The following is a 20,278-nucleotide window of genomic DNA, read 5'->3' as shown; positions in this document are numbered from 1 at the left end:
GCCCGGAAGGAAGCCGCCGTACCCCACCCTCACACCCCGGCCCTGGCCCTGACCCCGACCAAGAGCGACAGGACCTGCTCTACCGGCCGATCCAGAATCGATCAAGACAATAATCCGCCAAAACCGGCGATAGAGGTCCAGATCCTCACTTAACCCATCAGTCACAGAGCGTTCGCGGCCAGGCAACACCGCTCGGTCACAGTGATGGCATGACTGATGTGACATCCGCCAAGCCCACCCGCCGCTCCCACCACTGGCGGCGGGACGTGACCGAACTCGCCGCGCTGTTCACCGCGGTCGCGGTGGCCGACGCGATCGCCAACCTGATCGGGCACCAGCCGGACGGACCGTACCTCCTGATCGCCTCGGCCGTGGCCCTGGCCGTGACAGCCGCCTTCCACACCTGGTGGGCGCGGCGGCACAGCCACGCTCCGCCTCCGACCACCAGCGACCCCATCACGGACAGCGGCGGCGCGGCCCCGTCCCAGCACGCCGACCCCGTCGCGAGCACGCTTGTGACCCCACCCACCGCCACCGGCCCGGCCCGGTCCCCCGAGGACACGGTGCTGTGGCGGATGCGTACCACCGTGCGGGACGCCCCGGGCAGTCTGGCCGCGCTGTGCACAGCGCTGGCCCGGCACCGGGTCGACATCCTCACTCTGCAGACGCACCCGTTGGCGCAGGGCACGGTCGACGAGTTCCTGCTGCGCGCCCCTGCCCCGCTGCAGGCCCAGCAGCTGCGTCGGGCGATCTCCGCCGCGGGGGGTGGCTCGACGTGGATCGAGCGGGCCGACGCGCACGACCTGGTGGACGCCCCCACCCGTATCCTGAGCCTCGCCACGCGCACGGCCCTGGACGCGGCCGAACTCCCCCTCGCCCTGCGTCAGCTGCTGGGCCGCTGCACCATCCACTCGCTGCCCGCCATCTCGGTCACAGGCCGCTCCACCGGTGGGACGGCCCCCGTCGAGGGCATGCTGGAGGAGACGGTGATGCGGCTGCGCGACCCGTCCGGAGGCACCATCACCGTTGAGCGGCCCTACCTTCCGTTCACCCCGACCGAATTCGCCCGGGCCCGCGCCCTGGTGGAGCTGGACGCCCGGCTCGGCCCCCGCGTGCCACGCGGCGAGCACGTGCTGACCCTCCCCGAGGGCGAAGAGATCACCGTGCGCCGGGTGGATCGCGGCGATCTCGCGGCAGCGCGGGCCATGCACGACCGCTGCTCCGAGCAGACGCTGCGAATGCGCTATCACGGCCCCGTCCACGACGCGGACCGCTACCTCGACCACCTGCTGAGTCCCCGTTTCGGCCGCACCCTGGGCGTGAAGACGGCCTCCGGCCGGCTGGTCGCCCTCGGCCACCTCCTCTGGGACGGCGACGAGACCGAGGTCGCTCTCCTCGTGGAGGACGAGTGGCAGCGCCGCGGGATCGGCTCCGAGCTCCTCGGCCGTCTGGTGACGCTCGCCATCGAGGCGGGCTGCGAGAGCGTGTATGCCGTCACCCAGGCGTCCAACACCGGGATGGTCGCGGCCATGCGTGCCCTGTCCCTGCCGCTGGACTACCAGATCGAGGAGGGCACGCTGGTCGTCACCGCCCGACTGGACGCGACTCCGATCCGTTCGCTGCCACCGTACGAACAGGCCGGTCGCTGACCTCCTCACGCGGGAATTCCGCTCCGGGGACTCCAACCCCGGAGCCACGAAACCCCGGGGCCCACGACCTGCCCCTCCCTCGACGCCGCTCCTGCCGTCAGCTCAGTGCCTGGCACAGGTCGGCCCACAGGTCCTCGACGTCCTCCAGGCCGACCGACATGCGCAGCAGCCGGTCCCCGACGCCGGATGCCTGCCGGTCCCCCTCGTCCACAATGCGGTGGCTGATGGAGGCCGGATGCTGGATCAGGGTGTCGACACTTCCGAGGCTGACCGCGGGCGTGATGAGCCGTACGGCCGAGATCACCCGGTGCGGATCCCCGTACGTCTCGAACGAGACCATCGCGCCGCCCAGCTTCGGATAGTGGACCCGGGCGATGCGCGGATCGACCATCAGCCTGCGCGACAGTTCGGCGGCGCTCGCGGAAGCGGCACGCACCCGTACCGGAAGTGTGGCGAGGCCGCGCAGCAGCAGATACCCCGCCATCGGGTGCAGCACGCCGCCGGTGGCGAAGCGCACCTGCCGCAGCCCGGCCGCGAACTCCTCGTCACAGGCGACGACGCCGCCCATCACATCGCCGTGCCCGCCGAGGTATTTGGTGGCGCTGTGCAGCACGATCCGTGCGCCGTGCTCGACAGGACGCTGGAGTACGGGCGTGGCGAAGGTGTTGTCGACGAGCAGCGGCACGGAGCCGCAGGAGTGCGCGACGGCACGGATGTCGGCCTCGGCGAGTGTCGGATTGGCGGGCGTCTCCACCATGACCAGCCCGGTGTCCGGACGGATCGCCTCCGCGATGCCCGCCGGGTCGGTCCAGGTCACCTCGGTGCCCAGCAGACCGGTGCCGAGAAGGTGATCACTGCAGCCGTAGAGCGGACGGACGGCTACCACGTGGCGCAGTCCCATGCCCGCCCGGACCAGCAGGACGGCGGTGAGTGCCGCCATTCCGCTGGCGAACGACACGGCGCTCTCGGTCCCTTCGAGCCGCGCGAGCGCGGTCTCGAATCGGGTGGTCGTCGGATTGTCCAGCCGCGCGTAGACGGGCGGGCCTTCGAGTCTGGCGCCGGTGGCGGCGAAGGTGTCGATCCGCTCGGCCTCGCCCCTTGAGTCGTACGAGGGGTACGTGGTGGACAGATCGATCGGCGGGGCGTGCAGGCCCAGCGCCGCGAGATCGTCGCGGCCCGCGTGCACGGCTTCGGTGGCCAGCGCCCTGGACCGGGATGTCGTCCGGGGCGCCGTCGAGGCTTCAGTGTCCATGACACAACTCTGAACAAACACCGGGACTGTGTGCACATGTCCCGTGCTACGTTCGGCAGATGGCCGATTCCGTCGCTCTCGACCCGGTGGACCTGCATATTCTGCGGCTGCTGCAGAACGATGCCCGGACCAGTTACCGCGAACTGGCCGCCGAGGTCGGTGTCGCGCCGTCGACGTGCCTGGACCGGGTGGCCAGGCTGCGCCGCTCCGGCATCATTCTCGGCCAACAACTCCGTCTGGACCCGGCGCGGCTCGGCCGCGGTCTGGAGGCGCTGCTCTCCGTACAGGTCCGTCCGCACCGCAGAGAGCTCATCGGGCCGTTCGTCGAGCGCATCAGGTCGCTGCCCGAGTCCCGCGCGCTCTTCCATCTCACCGGGCCGGACGACTACCTGGTCCATGTCGCGGTCACCGACACCGCGGATCTGCAGCGACTGGTGCTGGACGAATTCACCTCACGCCGCGAAGTGGCCCGGGTCGAGACCCGCCTGATATTCCAGCAGTGGGAGTGCGGGCCGCTGCTGCCCCCGACCGTGGGACCGGCCGGGACAGGCCCCTGAGCCAGGATGATGGTGACGCGGAGGCCTCCGCCGTACGAGGATGTCCGCATGTCAGACATTCCCAGCAGCGCGCTGCCCCGCCAAGTCGCCGACGCCTACGTCGACGCGTTCATCGAACTCGACCCGATCGCCGGCACCTATCTCGGTGTCACGGAGAGCTCGCGCCGCCTTCCCGACTTCTCCCCCTCCGGGCAGGAAGCCGTGGCCGCACTCGCCCGCACCACCCTGGCGAAGCTCGACGCCGCCGAGCGGCTGCCCGGCGCGGACAGCGATGCCGAGCGCCGCTGCGGACGCCTCCTGCGCGAGCGCCTCACGGCGGAGCTCGCCGTCCACGAAGCCGACGAGGGGTTGCGAGCGGTCTCCAACATCTCCTCCCCGGCGCACAGCGTCCGCGAGGTGTTCACGGTGACGCCCACCGAGACCGACGAGGACTGGGCGGCGGTCGTGGACAGGCTGCGCGCCGTCCCGGCCGCGCTGGAGGGCTACCGCGAGTCGCTCGCGCTCGGTCTGGAGCGCCGGCTGTACGGCGGGCCCCGGGCCACCGCCACCTTCGTCGACCAGCTCGACGAATGGGCCGCCACCGACGGAACGGGTTTCTTCCGGGAATTCGCGGCAGCCGGCCCCGCCGCTCTGCGTGACGATCTGGACGACGCCGCCCGTCGGGCCACCGATTCCGTCGCGGCGCTGCGCGACTGGATGCGCGAGGTGTACGCCCCCGCGGTCGAGGGCGCTCCGGACACGGTGGGCCGTGAACGGTACGCGCGCTGGTCGCGCTACTTCAACGGCACCGACCTGGATCTCGACGAGGCGTACGCGTACGGCTGGTCCGAGTACCACCGGCTGCTCGCCGAGATGAGGACCGAGGCCGAGAAGGTGCTGCCCGGCGCCGGCCCCTGGGAGGCGCTGGCCCATCTCGATGTGCACGGCAAGCACATCGAGGGGGTCGACGAGGTCCAGGTCTGGCTGCAGAGTCTGATGGACGAGGCGATCGAGGCGCTCGACGGCACGCACTTCGAACTCGCCGAAAGGGTGAGGAAGGTGGAGTCCCGCATCGCCCCGCCGGGCGGCGCCGCGGCCCCCTATTACACGGGGCCGTCCGAGGACTTCTCACGTCCCGGCCGCACCTGGCTGCCCACCATGGGAGAGACCCGCTTCCCGGTGTACGACCTGGTCTCCACCTGGTACCACGAGGGCGTGCCGGGCCATCATCTGCAGATCGCCCAGTGGACTCATGTCGCGGACAGCCTCTCCCGCTACCAGGCGTCGATCGGCGGTGTCAGCGCCAACCTGGAAGGCTGGGCGCTGTATGCGGAGCGGCTCATGGACGAGCTGGGCTTCCTGCCGGACGCCGAGCGCCGGCTCGGTTATCTCGACGCACAGATGATGCGGGCCTGCCGGGTGATCGTGGACATCGGCATGCACGCCGGGATGGAGATCCCCGAGGACTCCCCCTTCCACCCCGGTGAGCGGTGGACCCCGGACCTCGCCCAGGAGTTCTTCGGCAACCACAGCGGCCGTCCGGCCGACTTCGTGGAGAGCGAACTCACCCGCTATCTCTCGATGCCGGGGCAGGCCATCGGCTACAAACTGGGCGAACGCGCCTGGCTGCTCGGGCGGGAGAACGCCCGCAAGGCACACGGTGACGCGTTCGACGCCAAGGCCTGGCACATGGCCGCGCTGTCGCAGGGGCCGCTCGGGCTCGACGACCTCGTGGACGAACTGTCCAGGCTCTGACCGCCGCTCCTGCCTCCTCCCCGCCCCTCCCGCACTCGCGTCCGCCCGCCGCGGAACGCCCGGACGAGAGCGGGCGGGGAGGAGGCACTCTCCCGGCCCGGCCGGTCAGCAGCCGCAGTCACCGGAATCGACCGGCGCGGTGAGCGGGTCGGCGTCACGCCGCTCGTGTCCCTCCCAGGTCTCGAACTCGAAGCCCTCCCGGACCCAGTACTCGAAGCCGCCGAGCATCTCCTTGACCTGGTAGCCGAGTTCGGCGAGCGCGAGTGCGGCACGCGCCGCGCCGTTGCAACCGGGGCCCCAGCAGTAGGTCACCACGGGCACGGCCGGGTCGAGAAGGTTCCGGGCCTGTTCGGGGATGAGGGCGGTCGGCAGATGGACGGCGCCGGGGACGTGCCCCTGGTCCCAGGAGGCGGTGGAGCGCGAGTCGAGGAGTACGAAGCCGGGGTCACCGTCGGCCGAGAGCGCGGCCTCGACGTCGGAGACATCGGCGTGAAAGGCGAGCGAGGCACCGAAGTGGGCGGCCGCCGCGGCCGGGGAGGCCGGCGGGACACGGAGGACGGGGTTGGCCGCGGGGGTGGGCTGCGTTGTCATGCTCAGAAATCTATGGTCGGCGCCCCTTCCCCGGAAGATGAGATCCCCGGCACAACTCTTGATCCACCGATGATTTCCCTGTTGTCTTCAGGCATGACCGACTATTCCCCGGACTCGACGGACTGGCGCATCCTCGATGTCCTGCAACGCGCGGGCCGTGCGACATTCGCCGAGCTGGCGCGGGAGGTGGCGATGTCCCCGAGCGCCGTCACCGAGCGGGTGCGCAGACTGGAGGAGGCCGGGGTGATCAGCGGCTACACGGCGGTGGTCGACCCGGAACGGCTGGGGCTGACGATTCTCGCGCTCGTACGGCTGCGCTACCCGAACGGCAATTACAAGCCGTTCCACGATCTGCTCGACACGACCCCGGAGATCGTGGAGGCCCACCACGTCACCGGCGACGACTGCTTTGTACTGAAGGTCACCGCCCGCTCGATGCGTCATCTGGAGGAGGTCTCGGGGAGGATCGGCACGCTCGGCTCCGTGACCACGAGCGTCGTCTACTCCTCCCCGCTCCCCCGGCGCGCCATCAGCCGCTGACCGCTCCCGGTGTGTGGTGCCGTACCGCCGATCCGTGCCGCTCCTTCACCACTTCGAGCTGAGCGGGGATGCGGCGGCGCAGATCCGCGACATGGCTGACGATGCCGACGCTGCGGTCCCGCTCGCGCAGCGAGTCCAGTACGTCGAGCACCTCGTCGAGGGTCTGGTCGTCCAGGCTGCCGAAGCCCTCGTCGATGAACAGCGTGTCCAGCCGTACGCCGCCCGCCTCGTCGGTGACGACGTCGGCGAGGCCTAGCGCGAGGGCGAGCGAGGCGAAGAAGGTCTCGCCGCCCGAGAGCGTCGCCGTGTCGCGCTCGCGTCCGGTCCAGGCGTCGACGACATGGAGGCCGAGGCCCGATCTGCGGCCGCCGGTGCGGGCGTCGGAGTGGACCAGCGTGTAGCGGCCGGACGACATCCGTTGCAGCCGTGCGGTGGCGGCCGCGGCGACCTGTTCGAGCCGGGCCGCGAGCACGTACGACTCCAGCCGCATCTTGCGTTCGTTGTCCGCGGACGTACCCGCGGTGAGCCCGGCCAGCCGTGCGACCCGGTCGTACTCCTCGCGCAGCGGGCCGAGTCCGCGCACCTCGTCCGCGGCGGCGCGCGACAGTCTGCCGAGCTCGGCGCAGCGCTCGCGGGCGGCGGCCAGCGTCGCCGAGGCGTCCCGCAGCAGCCGCTCGGCCGTGTCGTACGCGGCCGCGGCGACATCCACCGCGGCCGGGGGGCTCTGCGCGGCGGTACGGGTCGCGGTCTCGGCGAGCCGGTCGGCCACGGCGGCCGACTCGGACTGCCAGGCGTCGACCAGACGCTGGAGTTCGCGCTGCTCGGTACCGGCGAGGAGGCTCGCGGCGGCGGCCTGCGGGGTGGCGAACCCGGCCCGGAACGCGGCGTCCGCGAGCCGGCCGTCGGCCTCCTTGCGACGCAGGGCGGCCGTCTCCTCCTCGCGTACCGCCTCGGCGGCCTCGGCCAGCAGACCGACCCGGCGCTCCAGCAGGGCGGCATGCTCGGCGACGCTGCCGAAGTCACCTCGGGCGTTCACCAATTCCGCCTCCAGTGAAGCCTGTTCACGGTCCAGGCCCTCGCGCAGAGAGGTGCGGGCCGCAGCCCGGCGCTCGGCCAGCCGCAGACCCTCAAGACGCTCGGACTGTTCCCGCTCGGCGACCGCGAGGGCCTCACGCGCCGCGTGCATACCGGCGGCCTTCCGATGCGCCTGGGCGTGACGGTACGTCAGGTCACCGACGAGGGTGCTGAGTTCCACGACCGTGGGGTCGGTGGCGGGATCGGCGGCGGAAGCCGGAGGGGACTGCTCGCCACGGGCCGCACCGTCGTCGATCGCCCCGGACGCGGCCGAACCGGCGGCAGCGACCTGGGCGGGATGTGTGGCGTCGGCGCCGTCCCTGGGCTGCGGCACCACGGACTGTGCGGCGGCGCGGGCCGCGATGTGCTTCTCGCGTACGACCCCCAGCTCCCGGTCCGCCTCCGTGCGCGCCTGCTCGGCCCGCCGGTGGGCGTCCAGGGCCCTTTCCTCGGTCGCCCGGTCGACATGGCCGTCGGCCGCGCGTGCGGGCCTGGGGTGGTCGGCCGAGCCGCAGACCTTGCAGTCCTCGCCGTCGACCAGCTCGGCGGCCAGCTCCGCGGCGATGTCGCGCAGTCGTCGTTCGCGCAGCTCCAGCCACGACTCGTGGGCGCCGGCGGCCCTCTCACGGGCCACGGCCAGCCGCTCGGCGGCGGCCGACGCCTCGACGGCGAGCGCGTCCCGGCGGCGAGCGGCATCCAGCCGTGCGCGGGCCGGCTCCAGGCGGCCGGCGAGGTGTTCGGCGCGGGTCGCCGCCTCCTGGGCCTCCTCGATGCGTGCTCGCAGGCCGTGCCGGACGGATTCCCAGTCGGCCAGCCAGCCCTTCGCCTCGTGGATCAGTTCGTCGTCCGCGCGGGCCTGGCGCTCCAGCCCGGCCCGCTCGGCCTCGATCTCCGCGCCGCGCCGCTCGGCGCGCTGTGCGGCGTCGAGCCCGCCGAGCTCCTGCCTGAGCTTTCGTTCCAGCTCCGCCAGGTGTTCGGCACCGGCGTCGGCCAGGGTGTCGGGCAGCAGCGCACGGGCGCGGTCACGGGCTTCGCGGGCCGTGCGGTAGCCGCGCTCGGCCTCGTCGCGCAGCTCCAGCGCGGGGGCCACGAGGTCGGCGGCGCGGGCCTGCGCGAGCCGTTCCCGGTGCCGGTCGTGGTCGGCGCGGCCGGCTTCGAGCGCGGTGGCGCGGCGCTGCGTCTCCTCGTACCGCCGCTGGAGTCCGGCGAGTTCGCGTTCGGCGTCGAGGGTCAGTCGGGCGGCCGTCCGCCGGTCGTCGGCCGTGGTCAGCACGGACGCGGCGATGTCGAGCCGTTCGCGGGCGGCGCTACGGGCCGTGGCGGCCCACGCCAGCACGCCGTCGGCGAGCCCCGGCTCGCCGGGCTGGATGTCGGGCAGCGGCGATTCACGGGCGGCCGGACCGGCGGCCTGGGCGATCCGCTGGGCGACCGCGAGGACGCGTTCGTCACCGGCCCGCACCTGTGCTTCGGCGGTGCGGCGCAGTTCGGCCAGGCGTTCCTCGACGGCGGCGAAACGGCGGGTGTCGAAGAGCCTGCCGAGCAGTTTGCCGCGCGCCTCGGCATCGGCGCGCAGAAAGCGCGCGAAGTCGCCCTGCGGCAGCAGGACCACCTGGCAGAACTGGTCCCGGCTCATGCCGATGAGCCGGGTGATCTCCTCGCCGATCTCCTGGTGCGAGCGGCTGAGCTGCTGCCAGCCGTCGTCGGGGTCGTACACGCGCAGCCAGCTCTGGGCCTTCTCCGTCGTGAAGCCGCTGCCCTTCTTCTTGGGGCGGGGCTGTGCGGGACGCCGGGTGACTTCGAGGCGCCGGCCGCCGACGGTCAGTTCCAGCTTGACCTCGGTGGGGAGGTCCGCGGGGGCGTGGTCGCTGCGCAGCGAGGTGCCGGGGCTCTGGCGGGCGCCGGGCACCGCGCCGTAGAGGCTGTAGCAGACTGCGTCCAGGACCGAGGTCTTGCCGGCGCCGGTCGGGCCGTGGAGCAGAAAGATCCCGGCCGAGGAGAGGGCGTCGAAGTCGATGTCCTGGGTGACACCGAACGGTCCGAAGGCGGTGAGGGTGAGCCGGTGGAGTCTCAACGGTTCACCTCGCGCACGCCGTCGTCCACCCGTACGTGGTCGAATGCGCCGCGCAGTACCGTGCGCTCCTGCTCGTCCGCTGCGGACCCGCCCCGCACATGTGCCACGAAGTCCTCCGCGATCTGCTGGTCGTCGCGCCCCCTGAGACGCTGTGCGTACGAGGCGAGCGGGTCGTCGGGGGCCCGGTCGGGTTCGAAGACGAGGCTGAGTGTGTGCGGGAACCGCTCGACGAGGCGGGCCATCGGCTCGGCCGGGCGCACCGGGTCGGTGAGCGTGGCCTCCACCCAGGACTCCCGGTGCCGTTCCAGCGCGGGGTCGTCGACGAGGGTGTCGAGGCGGCCACGGAGCCTGGCGAGCGGACGGGGCACCGGACAGTCGAGGCGCTCGGCGGCGATCGTGCCCGAGGCGTCGAGGTCGATCAGCCACATCGTCTTGCGGTGGGCGGCCTCGGAGAAGGAGTACGCCAGCGGCGAGCCCGAGTAGCGGACCCGGTCGGTGACCGTCTGACAGCCGTGCAGGTGCCCGAGCGCGACATAGTCGACACCCTCGAAGACTCCGGCGGGCACGGCGGCCACCCCGCCGACGGTGATGTCGCGTTCACTGTCACTGGGCTCGCCGCCCGCGACGAAGGCATGGGCGAGCACCACGGACCTGGTGGTTCCGGGCCGGCTCGCGAGGTCGGCGCGGACCCGGTCCATGGCCGCGGTCAGCACCGCCTCGTGCCCGGCGCGCTCCGCCTTGAAGATGTCCTTCACCAGGGCCGGCTCCAGGTACGGCAGCCCGTAGAACGCCACATCGCCGTGTGCGTCGCGCAGGACGACAGGGGTGGCGCAGTGGGCGGGATCGGTACGCAGATGGATTCCGGCCCGCCCGATCAGTCCTGCGCCGACGCCCAGCCTGCGTGCCGAGTCGTGATTCCCGGAGATCATCACGGTGGGCACACCGGCGGCGGCGAGCCGGTGCAGCGCGTCGTCGAAGAGCTCGACCGCGGACAAGGGAGGAACGGCCCTGTCGTACACATCACCCGCGACGAGGACCGCGTCCACCTCGTGGTCGCGCACCGTCGCCACGAGGTGGTCCAGGTAGGCGGCCTGGGCTTCGAGCAGCGGGACCCGGTGGAACGATCGCCCCAGGTGCCAGTCCGACGTGTGCAGAATCCTCAAGAGTCGGCTCCGACCTGCATTGTTCTCTTCCTCCGCCCCCGGGGCCCGGGTCCGTCGCGCCGTGCTCGGCCCGTCCGGCGCGGAGCCTCGTTGTCCGCATCGGCCGCATCGACGGCGGTGAGCCCCTCTTCCCTCACCGACCACAGTGTCCCATCACCATCGGCCGCCACCGTGGCCTTCAGGCGAGAAGATCGATCCGCGTTCCGACGGAGAGCCGTTCCGCCCGACGGTACGCGGCCCAGGCGAGCGCCAGGTCCTGCCAGGGGAGCCCGACGGGTGCGTAGACGGAGCGGCTCGTGCCGGCGGTACGGCCGGGATGCGTGCCTCCGAGCAGCTCCCCGAGGGTGGCGTCCGCGGCGGTGGCCGGAAGTCCCGCCGCGGCCAGGGCCCCCATCGCCGCCGCCTGCTCGCGGTCGTCGACGACGAGGAGGGCGGAGGCGAGCAGATCGGCGGAGAGCTCCTGCTTGCCGGGCTCATCGGCACCGAGCGTGGTGAAGTGCTGCCCGGGGCGGCTGTCGGCGAGGTGCAGCAGGGGTGCGCGGGACCAGGTGGAGAGCAGGACGACATCGGCGACGGCGGCGATCTCGCCGGCGGAGCCGAGGACCCGTCCGTGGTGCCGGGCGGCGAATCGCGCGGCGCGTTCCGGATCGGTGTCGTGCACCACGAGTTCGCGGAAGCCGCGCAGACTCCGTAGCCCACGGACCATGATCTCGGCCTGTGCACCCGCGCCGACGATGCCCAGCACCGCTTCCCCTGCGGGGTCGGGTACGGCGAGGACGTGAGTGCCGAGGGCCGCGGCCAGTCCGGTGCGCCAGGCCGTGACGGTGGCGGAGTCGAGAAGGGCGAGGAGTTCGCCGTCCCGGCCGCTGTGCAGACAGATCACACCGCGCAGCGCCGGCCGGGCACCGGGGAACTTGGCGTTGACCTTGACGGTGTACGCGTCGATGCCCGGCAGCAGTCCGGGTATGAGGGCCGTCGCCGTGCCCGGGAACGGCAGATCGGTGCGCACGCGCTGCCCGGCAGGCGTCGGAGGGCCGGCATGACGAAAGCCCTCCCGCAGCGCGGCCAGGGAGGCTTCCGGATCGAGCACGGCCAGAAGGTCACTGCTGGTCAGGAGACGGGTCATGGGCCCATTGTCCGGCGCGGCCGTCCAAGGCCCGAGAATGCCCCGCGACGCGGGGAAAGTGCGGTGGGGGCGTGCGGACGGGCGCGGTCAGGCCTCCTCGTACGCCTCGCCGCCCAGCTCCAGCTCGGCCTCGCCCGCCGTGGCATCGGCAAGCCAGCCCCGGAACGACTCCACATCGGCGTCCGGCAGCCCGATCCCGATGACGACGGCCTCCGCGTAACGGACCTCGCGCACGGTCCGTCCGGTGGCCCGGAGGTCGTTCTCCAGCTTGCCGGCGCGCTGATGGCCGACGGTGATCGTCGCAAGGCGGAACCGCCGACGGGTGATGGTGCCGAGTGCGTCGAGAGCCTCGCCGACCACCCCTCCGTACGCCCTGATCAGCCCGCCCGCACCGAGCTTCACGCCCCCGTAGTAGCGGGTGACGACGGCGACGACGTACCGCATCTCCCGGCGTGTGAGCATCTGCAGCATGGGGACGCCGGCGGTACCACCGGGCTCTCCGTCGTCGCTCGCCTTCTGCACGGAGGCGTCGGCGCCGATCACGTAGGCGAAGCAGTTGTGGGTGGCGGTCGGGTGTTCCCTGCGGACGCGTGCGACGAAGTCCTGCGCCTCCTGTTCGGTGGCGGCGGGGGCGAGCGCGCAGATGAAGCGCGATCGGTTGATCTCGGTCTCGTGCACGCCCGCTCGGGCGACGGTCCGGTACTGCTCCTGCATCCGGCCACCCTATGCCCCGGCCGGGAATGGTCCCGGTCCCCCGTCCGTTGTCCCGATCATGTACGCAGACGAAGAGACCATCAGCAGGATTCTCCGGAACTCCGGCGAGACCTGGGCCGTGGTGGGCCTGTCCGGCAACCGGTCGCGCGCGGCCTACCGCGTCGCCGAGGTGCTTCAGCGCTTCGGCAAGCGCGTGGTCCCGGTGCACCCGAAGGCGGAGCGGGTCCATGGCGAGGACGGCTATGCGTCGCTGGCCGACATTCCGTTCCCGGTCGATGTGGTCGACGTCTTCGTCAACAGCGAACTGGCGGGCGCCGTGGCCGACGAGGCGGTGGCGACCGGGGCGAAGGCCGTCTGGTTCCAGCTCGGCGTGGTCGACACCGAGGCGTACGAACGCACGCGCGCGGCCGGGCTCGACATGGTCATGGACCGCTGCCCCGCGATCGAGATTCCCGCGCTGGACCGCTAGTGCTGCGACCGGAAGGGTTCACCAACTCGCGACGCCCGGTCCGGCACGGCACCTCGCCGCGTTGTCGTATCACCCGAGTACGTCCCGTACGAGGGCGATCCTCCGCCTTGCGATGCACCGCACCGGACGCCGCGAGCTTCCCGGCAAACCTTTCCGGCCACAGCACCAGCGGCAGCACGTCCGTCTCCCGTGCGGATGTGCGCGGTGTCACATTCGGCGCCCGGCTGGGAGAATGACGGACCGTGGGTACTACTGCTGCGACTGCGACGACCGTCCGCCACGGCCGCGCCGGCCTGTCCGGACAGCTGACCGATCTGGGCGTGGAGCGGAACGGTGTTCTGCTGGTGCACGCGTCGATGCGTGCGGTGGGGCCGGTGAGCGGCGGGCCCGGGGCGGTGGTCGATGCGTTGCGGGACGCCCTCGGAGCGGGCGGCACACTCGTCGTCCCGGCGTTCACCCCGGAGAACTCCGACACCTCCACGCACTACCTCGACCGCGTGCGCGGTCTCACCGAGCAGGCCCGGGAGGCCGTGCGGGCGAGCATGCCGCCCTTCGACCCGGCCACCTCCCCCGCGCCGTCGATGGGTCGTCTCGCGGAGACCGTACGGCTCACCGAGGGGGCGGCCCGAAGCGACCACCCCCAGACGTCCTTCGTCGCACTCGGCCCCTCGGCCCGGGAACTGGTGGCGCACCACCGCCCCGACTGCCACCTCGGCGAGGACTCGCCGTTGGCCCGCCTCTACGGCCTGCGGGCCCAAGTGCTGCTGCTGGGAACCGGGTTCGGCACCTGCACCGCGTTCCATCTCGGTGAGTACCGGGTGCCCGCGCCGCCGCGCCGCACCTATCGCTGTGTGGTGACGGCCGCGGGCCGGCGCCGGTGGTGGGAGTACGAGGACGTCGCGCTGGACGACAGCGACTTCGCGGCCCTGGGGGCGGATTTCTCCCGCGCGGACGACGGCGCGGCCGTGCGCACCGGTCCCGTGGGCTCGTCGACGAGCCGTCTGTTCCGCATCACCGATGCCGTCGACTTCGCGTCCCACTGGCTGCCGTCGCACCGGGGCGGCGCACCGGTCCGGGCGCTCGGGTGTGCGCACCGCTGAGCTCAGCCCCGGACGCCCAGCCCCTCGACGACCACCGCTCCCGGCAGCGCCGCCAGTGCCTTGCCCGGGACGATCAGCTTGCCCCGCCGACTGCCGCTGCCGATCAGCACCCATGCCTCGTCCACGACGGCGGGATCGATCAGCAGCGGCCAGGCGGCCGGGAGTCCGATGGGGGTGATTCCGCCGTACTCCATGCCGGTCTCGCCGACCGCCGTGTCCATCGGGGCGAACGACGCCTTGCGGGCACCGAGGTGCTTGCGGACCGCGCCGTTCACATCGACGCGGGAGTGGGAGAGGACGAGGCAGGCCGCCAGCGTCACCTCGCCGCCGCGCTTGCCCGCCACCACGACGCAGTTGGCCGACCGGTCGAGGAGCTCCGCACCGTGGTGCTCGACGAAGACCGCCGTGTCGGCGATCGCCGGATCCGTGTCGACATGAATGATCTGCTCGGCGGGGACACCGCCCCAGCCCTCGCGCACAGCGGTGGCGACGGGCGTGGTGAGCAGGTCGAGGCGGTCGGCCGCCGGTCCGGCGTTCTCGAAGGATCCGATGGGTGCGCGCATGTGCGCCACGCTAACAGCGCCCCGAAGGCCGTCGGTCGAGCGTCTCACCGTACGGGCGGGATGGACACCGCCATGGTGATCTCGGCGGGCTCGGAGCCGTCATTGCGGTAGACGTGCGGGTGGTGCGCCTCGAAGGTGGCGGAGCCGCCGGTGGGTACGGCGTATGAGGTCCCGTCGACGACCAGGGTGAGCTCGCCCGCGGTGACGTGGAGCAGCTCGACGGTGCCTTCGGGGTGCGGGTCCGAGGCACTGCTGTCGCCCGGCATCAGGCGCCACGACCAGAGTTCGAGGGGCCCCCTGGCCTCCGTGCCGACGAGCAGGGTGGTCGAACTGCCCGCCTCCGTCGACCACATGCGTACCGCCTGACTCTCGGGCACCAGCCGCACCGGTGAGCCCTGCTCGTAGTCGAGCAGGGTGGTGATGCTGACGCCCAGCGCGTCGGCGAGCTTGACCGTGGTGCCGACGCTCGGGTTGGTGCGGGCCTGCTCGATCTGGATGATCATGCCGCGGCTGACCCCGGCACGGGCGGCGAGTGCGTCCAGAGTGAAGCCGCGTTCCCCGCGCCAGCGCTTCAGATTGCGCGCGAGCGACTGGGTGAGCTGATCGAGGTCAGACACATTCCGTCCAATATTTTGGATAACAGGGTCGAAAATACTGCACTACGGTGTGGTGTACCCACCATTCACCGCACTGTACTGCGAGGCACGCAATGACAGCAGTCTTCGCCTTGGCCACCAGCCTTCTCTGGGGGTTGGCCGACTTCGGCGGCGGGCTGCTCACGCGACGCGTGCCCGCGCTCACCGTGGTGGTCGCCTCGCAGACCGTCGCCGCCGTGGTGCTGGGCACCGTCGTGATCGCGACCGGCGGCTGGAGCGAGGCGGGACCGCAGCTCTGGTTCGCCGTAGCGGCCGGGGCCGTCGGACCGATCGCGATGCTGAGCTTCTACAAGGCCCCGGCTCTCGGCCCGATGGGGGTGATCTCCCCGCTGGGATCGCTGCGGGTCGCCGTACCCGTGAGCGTCGGGATCATCGTCGGGGAACGGCCGGGGCTGCTGCAGTTCGCGGGCGTCGCCGTCGCCGTGGTGGGCATCGTGCTGGCCGGCGGACCGCAGTTGCGCGGGGCGCCGGTGCAGCGCCGGGCGGTGCTGCTGACGCTGCTGGCCGCGTTCGGCTTCGGGTCGGTGATGTCCTTGATCGCGGAGGCGTCCACCGACGTCACCGGACTCTTCCTGGCGCTCTTCGTCCAGCGCCTGACCAATATCGCGGTGGGCGGTACGGCCCTGTACGCATCGGTGCGCCGCGGGGCACACGCGCTGCCGGAGGAGGGCGGGGGTGCCGCGGTGCTGTCCGCCCTGCCCGCCCTGGCGTTCGTCGGGCTCGCGGATGTCGCGGCCAACGGCACGTACTCGCTGGCCGCGCAGCACGGCCCCGTCACCGTGGCCGCCGTGCTCGCCTCGCTCTATCCGGTGGTCACGGCCCTGGCCGCGCGCGGAGTGCTGGGGGAACGGCTGCGCGGGGTGCAGGCGGCGGGGGCCGGCCTGGCCCTGGTCGGCACGGTGCTGCTGGCAACCGGTTGAGGGACCGGATCCCGACGGCGTCAGTCCCCCGACGGACCCGGTGCCTCGCCCGGCTCCGTCAGGGCCAGCAGTTGCTCGGGCGTGACACCCGAAGGGATCGGCACCGGGGCCGGGGTACGCAGCGGGGGCTGCCAGCCCTTCTCGGAATCCCAGCTGCGCACCACACGGGCAGGAGCACCGGCCACCACCGCCCGGTCGGGCACCTCCCCCCGCACCACCGCCCCCGCCGCGACCACCACATTGCGCCCGAGCGCGGCCCCCGGGAGGATCACCGCTCCGGTGCCGATCCAGCAGCCCGGCCCGATGGAGACGGGCTCCATGCGGGGCCACTGCTTGCCGACGGGCTCGTGCGGATCGTCGTAACTGTGGTTCGTGGACGTGATGTAGACATACGGTCCGCAGTAGGTGTCCGAGCCTATGGTCACCCGGGTGTCGGCGACGACATGGCTGCCCCGGCCGAGCACCACCCCGTCCCCCAGGGTCAGGATCGGCTCCGGGCCGAGGTCCAGATCGGGCATGAGTCCGGCGGTCAGCGTGACCTGTTCACCGATCACGCAGTGCGCGCCGAGCTCGATCCACGGCTCCCCGAAGACGGTGCCCTGCGGGAAGGCCAGCCGGGTACCCGCGCCGATCCGGCCGAACCGCAGCGGACCGGGGTGTTCCGCGGTGACCGCGCCCGACTCCTGCACCCAGCGCCAGCCGCGGTGGACGGCCCTGGACAGGGCGCGCCGCCGCCAGGCGGCAAGGGAAGAGAACGTGTTCCTGTTCTTCGGCACTCGCACACGGTAGTCGGCGGCACCCGGCACGATCACCGTGGCCTCCTGTGATGTTCACCCCACTCGGCGGCGGTCCCCCGGCCGTCGCATACCGTTTTCCTGACGCGATCGGACGACCGCGACCGCACCACACCTGAGCACGGAGGAACGGGCGATGTCAGAGCAGGCGTTGATCACGGCCATGGGCGGCAAGGAGCCGGTCGTCGATGCGGAGGCCTTCACCGCACCGACGTCGGTCGTGATCGGTGAGGTCACGATGGCCGCGGGCTCCAGCGTCTGGTACCACGCAGTACTGCGCGCCGACTGCGGTCCCATCTCCATCGGTGCCGACAGCAACATCCAGGACAACTGCAGTGTCCACGTGGACCCCGGGTTCCCCGTCACGGTCGGCGAGCGCGTCTCCGTCGGGCACAACGCCGTGCTCCACGGCTGCACCATCGAGGACGACGTCCTGGTCGGCATGGGGTCCACCGTCCTCAACGGTGCCCGCATCGGGGCCGGTTCACTGATCGCGGCGCAGGCGCTGGTCCCGCAGGGGATGCAGGTGCCGCCGGGGTCGCTCGTCGCGGGAGTCCCCGCCAAGGTCAAGCGACAGCTGACCGAGGAGGAACTCGAAGGCATCAGGTTCAACGCGGTCGGCTACATGGAACTCGCCAAGGCGCACCGGCAGGCACACGAGAGCTGAACGGAGCGGGCTCGGCGAACGGTTCCGCCGAGCCGCCTCGTCACCGGCCGGGACAGCCGCCTCCGGCCGGGCGCCGCCGGTCAGTCCGCGGCCGGTACGGCCCCCGCGTCGGGCACGGTCGCGGTCGACGACTGCGCCGCCGCCTTCTTGGCCCGGTTCTTCAGGATCAGCATCGAGGTCACACCGATCAGCACCGCGACCGCCAGGCCGAGATAGGAGAACCGCTTGAGCCAGGCCTCGGCGACGACACCCACCGAGTAGACGACGGCCGTGGTGCCGCCGGCCCAGACGATGCCGCCGAGCACGTTGGCGATCAGGAACCTCCAGTACGGCATGTGCAGCACGCCGGCCAGCGGCCCCGCGAAGATCCGCAGCAGCGCGACGAAGCGGCCGAAGAACACCGCCCACATGCCCCACTTCTGGAACGACCGCTCCGCCATGGCGATCTGGTTCACACCGAAGTGCTTGGGGAACTTCCCGCCGAGCCGGGCCAGGAGCGGTCGTCCGCCCTTGCGGCCGATGGCGTATCCGATCGAGTCTCCGATGACCGCGCCGGCCGAGGCGCAGGCCCCGAGGACCCATGGATTGATCCCGTCGTGACCGGCCGACAGAAGTGCGGCGCTGACCAGGACGATCTCACCCGGCAGCGGAATGCCGAGGCTCTCGAGTCCGATGACGACGCCCACCAGGACGTACACGCTGACCGCGGGAACGGTCTCCAGCCACTCCTGGATGTGCAACGCCGGTTCCTCCCGTGATGATGTCTCGTGGCTCGCCGGTCAACTCCTCGGCGCACGGCGGGAATGCTACCTGTCCCGCCCTCGGCCCGGACAGCACGAAAGGCCGCCGCGCTCGCCCGGCGGCGGTGCGCGGTCGGCCCTTCGGGGGAGCCGCCCGGGATCAGGTGTTGGGGCGCAGCGTCCAGACGACCGTCATCTCACCGGTCACCGCGCCGTCCGCGCGCCGGATCTCGATGAGCACGGGGAACTCGGGCCGCCGGCCCTCGTCCAGTTCGGCGACGACGTCGGCCACCGGGCGGCCGAGGGTGGCCGTCGCCGTGACGGCGCCCTTGGCGAGCTTCTTGTAGGCGATCTCCGCCTTCACCGCCAGCGGCACGGCGCGTGACAGCTGGTCGCCGAAGGCGGCGATGACGATCGCGCCGCTCGCCGACTCCGCGAGCGTGAACATCGCGCCGGCGTGCGGCCCGGCGAGGTGGTTGTGGTAGTCGGCCTGGTCCGGCAGGCGGACCACCGCGCGCTCGGCGGTCGTCTCCAGGAATTCGAGGTTGAGGGTCCGGGCCATCGGAACCGTCGCGGCGAGCATCTCGCCGACGGTCATCTGTTCAGCACTCATGACCAGATGTTACTCATCAGTAAATACGTTTGGCCATCCCCGGGATCCCCACACCCCCTCACCCGGCCGCCGCCTTCACCATCCGCTCACGGGGGCGGACGTAGCCGAGCGGTCGGCGCCCCTCTATCGTTACTCGCCATGTGGCCAGGACAGCAGCCGCCCGGGGGCGAGCAAAACCCGCAGGACCAGAACCAGAACCCGTATCAGCAGCCGGGGTACCAGCAGCCGAATCCCTACCAGCAACCGGGATATCAGCAGCAGGGGCACCCCGGACAGCAAGCGGGGTATCCGCAAGCGGGTCAGCAGCCGGGATACCCGCAGCAGGGCCAGCAGCCCGGCTACCCGCAGCCGAACCCGTACCAGCAGCCGACCATGCCGCAGTACGCGGTCCCCGGCCCTCCCGGTGGTCCGCAGCCGGGCGGTGGAAAGAAGAAGACCACCGCCATCGCGATCGTCGCGGCCACCGCTGTCGTCGTGGCTGCCGCGGTCACCGGTGTCGTCGTCATGAACAAGGACGACAACAAGGGCAAGGACGTCGCGGACGACAAGAACTCCTCGGCGCCCGCCAAGCCGTCCGAATCCGAGTCCGAGACGAATCCGCGCGGCACGGACGGGGACGCCAAGCCCCTGATCGCCGGCTGGAAGGTCGTCACCAACCCCAAGTGGGGAACACAGTTCGACGTACCCGGGGACTGGGAGGTCCGCTCTCCCGGCACGTTCTCGTACTTCGAGGACGACAAGAAGGGTGACGGCTCGCCCCTCATCGGTTTCTCCGCACCGTCGTACTACCAGCGCAAGTGGTGCGTGGACGATTCCGACAAGAACGGCACCAAGGAGGACGTGAGCCTGGCCAGCGCCGGCACCAGGGGCGCCCAGGGCGCCACCGACGCGGCCAAGAACGCCCACAGCGAGGCCGGCACCTGGGCGTGGGCCGCCTACGCGCAGCACATGCCTCAGAGCACCATCAAGTTCACCGAGGCCAAGCAGTACACCACCAAGTCGGGTCTCACCGGCCAGGTCGTCACGGCCACGGCCCCGAATGTCACGAAGCGGAAGAAGTGTGACACCGACGGCAAGACGATCGCCTTCACCTTCAAGAACAAGAAGGGCGAGTTCGCTTCCTGGATCCTCTACGGGGCCCACAACGTCAAGGACGAACTCCCGGACACGACGATCCAGCAGATCCTGAGCACCGTACGGCTGGTGGACGTCGCCCCGTCCTCCTGATCCTCACCACCACCACCGGGAAAGCAGTTGGCACGGCGGGGGCGCGGCGGCGATAGTC

At 71.6% G+C, this 20,278-nt stretch carries 20 protein-coding genes; 9 read left to right on the top strand and 11 right to left on the bottom strand.

The genetic code is table 11. The features are described 5' to 3' along the window. The first annotated feature begins 209 nt into the window (after nt 1-209). The gene (locus ACIQCZ_RS27915) at nt 210-1,649 is read left to right on the top strand and encodes a GNAT family N-acetyltransferase (RefSeq protein WP_402285893.1); all 1,440 of its coding nucleotides are present in this window, start codon (nt 210-212) and stop codon (nt 1,647-1,649) included. Nucleotides 1,650-1,746: 97 nt separating this feature from the next. On the opposite strand, the gene ACIQCZ_RS27910 is transcribed toward ACIQCZ_RS27915, so the two are convergent. Beyond that, nucleotides 1,747-2,901, bottom strand: a complete 1,155-nt coding sequence (locus tag ACIQCZ_RS27910; protein WP_402285891.1) for a trans-sulfuration enzyme family protein — start codon at nt 2,899-2,901, stop codon at nt 1,747-1,749. Nucleotides 2,902-2,960: 59 nt separating this feature from the next. Here ACIQCZ_RS27910 and ACIQCZ_RS27905 point away from each other — a divergent pair, with 59 nt between their 5' ends. After that, nucleotides 2,961-3,458, top strand: coding sequence for an Lrp/AsnC family transcriptional regulator (locus tag ACIQCZ_RS27905; protein WP_402184649.1), 498 nt, complete (start codon nt 2,961-2,963; stop codon nt 3,456-3,458). Nucleotides 3,459-3,506: 48 nt separating this feature from the next. Then, entirely contained in the window at nt 3,507-5,192 is a 1,686-nt protein-coding gene (locus ACIQCZ_RS27900; RefSeq protein WP_402285889.1) for a DUF885 domain-containing protein, read from the top strand. A gap of 105 nt (nt 5,193-5,297) precedes the next feature. Here the strand turns inward: ACIQCZ_RS27900 and ACIQCZ_RS27895 are convergent, their stop codons facing one another. Beyond that, a complete protein-coding gene (locus ACIQCZ_RS27895; RefSeq protein ID WP_402285887.1) occupies nt 5,298-5,783 on the bottom strand; it encodes a rhodanese-like domain-containing protein in 486 nt (161 codons plus the stop codon). A 93-nt stretch (nt 5,784-5,876) separates the two neighbouring features. Between ACIQCZ_RS27895 and ACIQCZ_RS27890 the strand changes: the two genes are divergently transcribed. Continuing rightward, the gene (locus ACIQCZ_RS27890) at nt 5,877-6,323 is read left to right on the top strand and encodes an Lrp/AsnC family transcriptional regulator (protein WP_402285886.1); all 447 of its coding nucleotides are present in this window, start codon (nt 5,877-5,879) and stop codon (nt 6,321-6,323) included. On the opposite strand, the gene ACIQCZ_RS27885 is transcribed toward ACIQCZ_RS27890, so the two are convergent. The 4 genes from ACIQCZ_RS27885 to ACIQCZ_RS27870 form a co-directional block, all read right to left on the bottom strand. Next, on the bottom strand, nt 6,313-9,468 hold the full coding sequence (locus ACIQCZ_RS27885; RefSeq protein ID WP_402285884.1) for an AAA family ATPase: 3,156 nt from the start codon (nt 9,466-9,468) through the stop codon (nt 6,313-6,315). The two genes, ACIQCZ_RS27890 and ACIQCZ_RS27885, sit on opposite strands and share 11 nt — an antisense overlap. Continuing rightward, nucleotides 9,465-10,631 carry an exonuclease SbcCD subunit D gene (locus tag ACIQCZ_RS27880; protein WP_402285882.1) on the bottom strand — a complete coding sequence of 389 codons (1,167 nt, stop codon included), beginning with the start codon at nt 10,629-10,631 and terminating at the stop codon, nt 9,465-9,467. Before ACIQCZ_RS27880 ends, ACIQCZ_RS27885 begins: the two co-directional genes overlap by 4 nt. A 178-nt stretch (nt 10,632-10,809) precedes the next feature. After that, entirely contained in the window at nt 10,810-11,757 is a 948-nt protein-coding gene (locus ACIQCZ_RS27875; RefSeq protein ID WP_402285880.1) for an ornithine cyclodeaminase family protein, read from the bottom strand. A gap of 87 nt (nt 11,758-11,844) precedes the next feature. After that, nucleotides 11,845-12,471: a YigZ family protein gene (locus ACIQCZ_RS27870; protein WP_376217748.1), complete on the bottom strand. Its 627-nt coding sequence runs from the start codon at nt 12,469-12,471 to the stop codon at nt 11,845-11,847. A 58-nt stretch (nt 12,472-12,529) separates the two neighbouring features. Here ACIQCZ_RS27870 and ACIQCZ_RS27865 point away from each other — a divergent pair, with 58 nt between their 5' ends. After that, nucleotides 12,530-12,940, top strand: coding sequence for a CoA-binding protein (locus tag ACIQCZ_RS27865; protein ID WP_402285877.1), 411 nt, complete (start codon nt 12,530-12,532; stop codon nt 12,938-12,940). Between the two features lie 242 nt (nt 12,941-13,182). Continuing rightward, nucleotides 13,183-14,040 (top strand): aminoglycoside N(3)-acetyltransferase, encoded by an 858-nt coding sequence (locus tag ACIQCZ_RS27860; protein ID WP_402285876.1) that lies wholly within the window; start codon nt 13,183-13,185, stop codon nt 14,038-14,040. A 2-nt stretch (nt 14,041-14,042) separates the two neighbouring features. On the opposite strand, the gene ACIQCZ_RS27855 is transcribed toward ACIQCZ_RS27860, so the two are convergent. Further along, nucleotides 14,043-14,603 (bottom strand): YbaK/EbsC family protein, encoded by a 561-nt coding sequence (locus tag ACIQCZ_RS27855; RefSeq protein ID WP_376280732.1) that lies wholly within the window; start codon nt 14,601-14,603, stop codon nt 14,043-14,045. 44 nt (nt 14,604-14,647) lie between these two features. Further along, nucleotides 14,648-15,220: a helix-turn-helix domain-containing protein gene (locus ACIQCZ_RS27850; protein ID WP_402285875.1), complete on the bottom strand. Its 573-nt coding sequence runs from the start codon at nt 15,218-15,220 to the stop codon at nt 14,648-14,650. Nucleotides 15,221-15,312: 92 nt separating this feature from the next. Between ACIQCZ_RS27850 and ACIQCZ_RS27845 the strand changes: the two genes are divergently transcribed. Beyond that, nucleotides 15,313-16,179, top strand: a complete 867-nt coding sequence (locus ACIQCZ_RS27845; RefSeq protein WP_402285873.1) for an EamA family transporter — start codon at nt 15,313-15,315, stop codon at nt 16,177-16,179. A 20-nt stretch (nt 16,180-16,199) separates the two neighbouring features. Here ACIQCZ_RS27845 and ACIQCZ_RS27840 read toward each other — a convergent pair whose 3' ends face one another. Then, nucleotides 16,200-16,955: an acyltransferase gene (locus ACIQCZ_RS27840; RefSeq protein WP_402285871.1), complete on the bottom strand. Its 756-nt coding sequence runs from the start codon at nt 16,953-16,955 to the stop codon at nt 16,200-16,202. A 154-nt stretch (nt 16,956-17,109) separates the two neighbouring features. On the opposite strand from ACIQCZ_RS27840, the gene ACIQCZ_RS27835 reads away from it, so the two are divergent. Continuing rightward, on the top strand, nt 17,110-17,640 hold the full coding sequence (locus ACIQCZ_RS27835; RefSeq protein ID WP_402285869.1) for a gamma carbonic anhydrase family protein: 531 nt from the start codon (nt 17,110-17,112) through the stop codon (nt 17,638-17,640). Nucleotides 17,641-17,720: 80 nt separating this feature from the next. Here the strand turns inward: ACIQCZ_RS27835 and ACIQCZ_RS27830 are convergent, their stop codons facing one another. Both ACIQCZ_RS27830 and ACIQCZ_RS27825 read right to left on the bottom strand, forming a co-directional pair. Next, a complete protein-coding gene (locus ACIQCZ_RS27830) occupies nt 17,721-18,380 on the bottom strand; it encodes a DedA family protein (protein WP_402285867.1) in 660 nt (219 codons plus the stop codon). A gap of 160 nt (nt 18,381-18,540) precedes the next feature. Continuing rightward, a complete protein-coding gene (locus ACIQCZ_RS27825) occupies nt 18,541-18,978 on the bottom strand; it encodes a DUF4442 domain-containing protein (protein WP_402286247.1) in 438 nt (145 codons plus the stop codon). 153 nt (nt 18,979-19,131) lie between these two features. Here ACIQCZ_RS27825 and ACIQCZ_RS27820 point away from each other — a divergent pair, with 153 nt between their 5' ends. After that, on the top strand, nt 19,132-20,220 hold the full coding sequence (locus tag ACIQCZ_RS27820; protein WP_402285865.1) for a hypothetical protein: 1,089 nt from the start codon (nt 19,132-19,134) through the stop codon (nt 20,218-20,220). Nucleotides 20,221-20,278: the final 58 nt, after the last annotated feature.

The sequence above is a fragment of the Streptomyces sp. NPDC093149 genome (genome assembly GCF_044754145.1).
In the GTDB taxonomy this organism is placed as follows: domain Bacteria; phylum Actinomycetota; class Actinomycetes; order Streptomycetales; family Streptomycetaceae; genus Streptomyces.
Note: the sequence above shows the minus strand (reverse complement) of the source record. Positions and strands in the feature narration are given on the sequence as shown.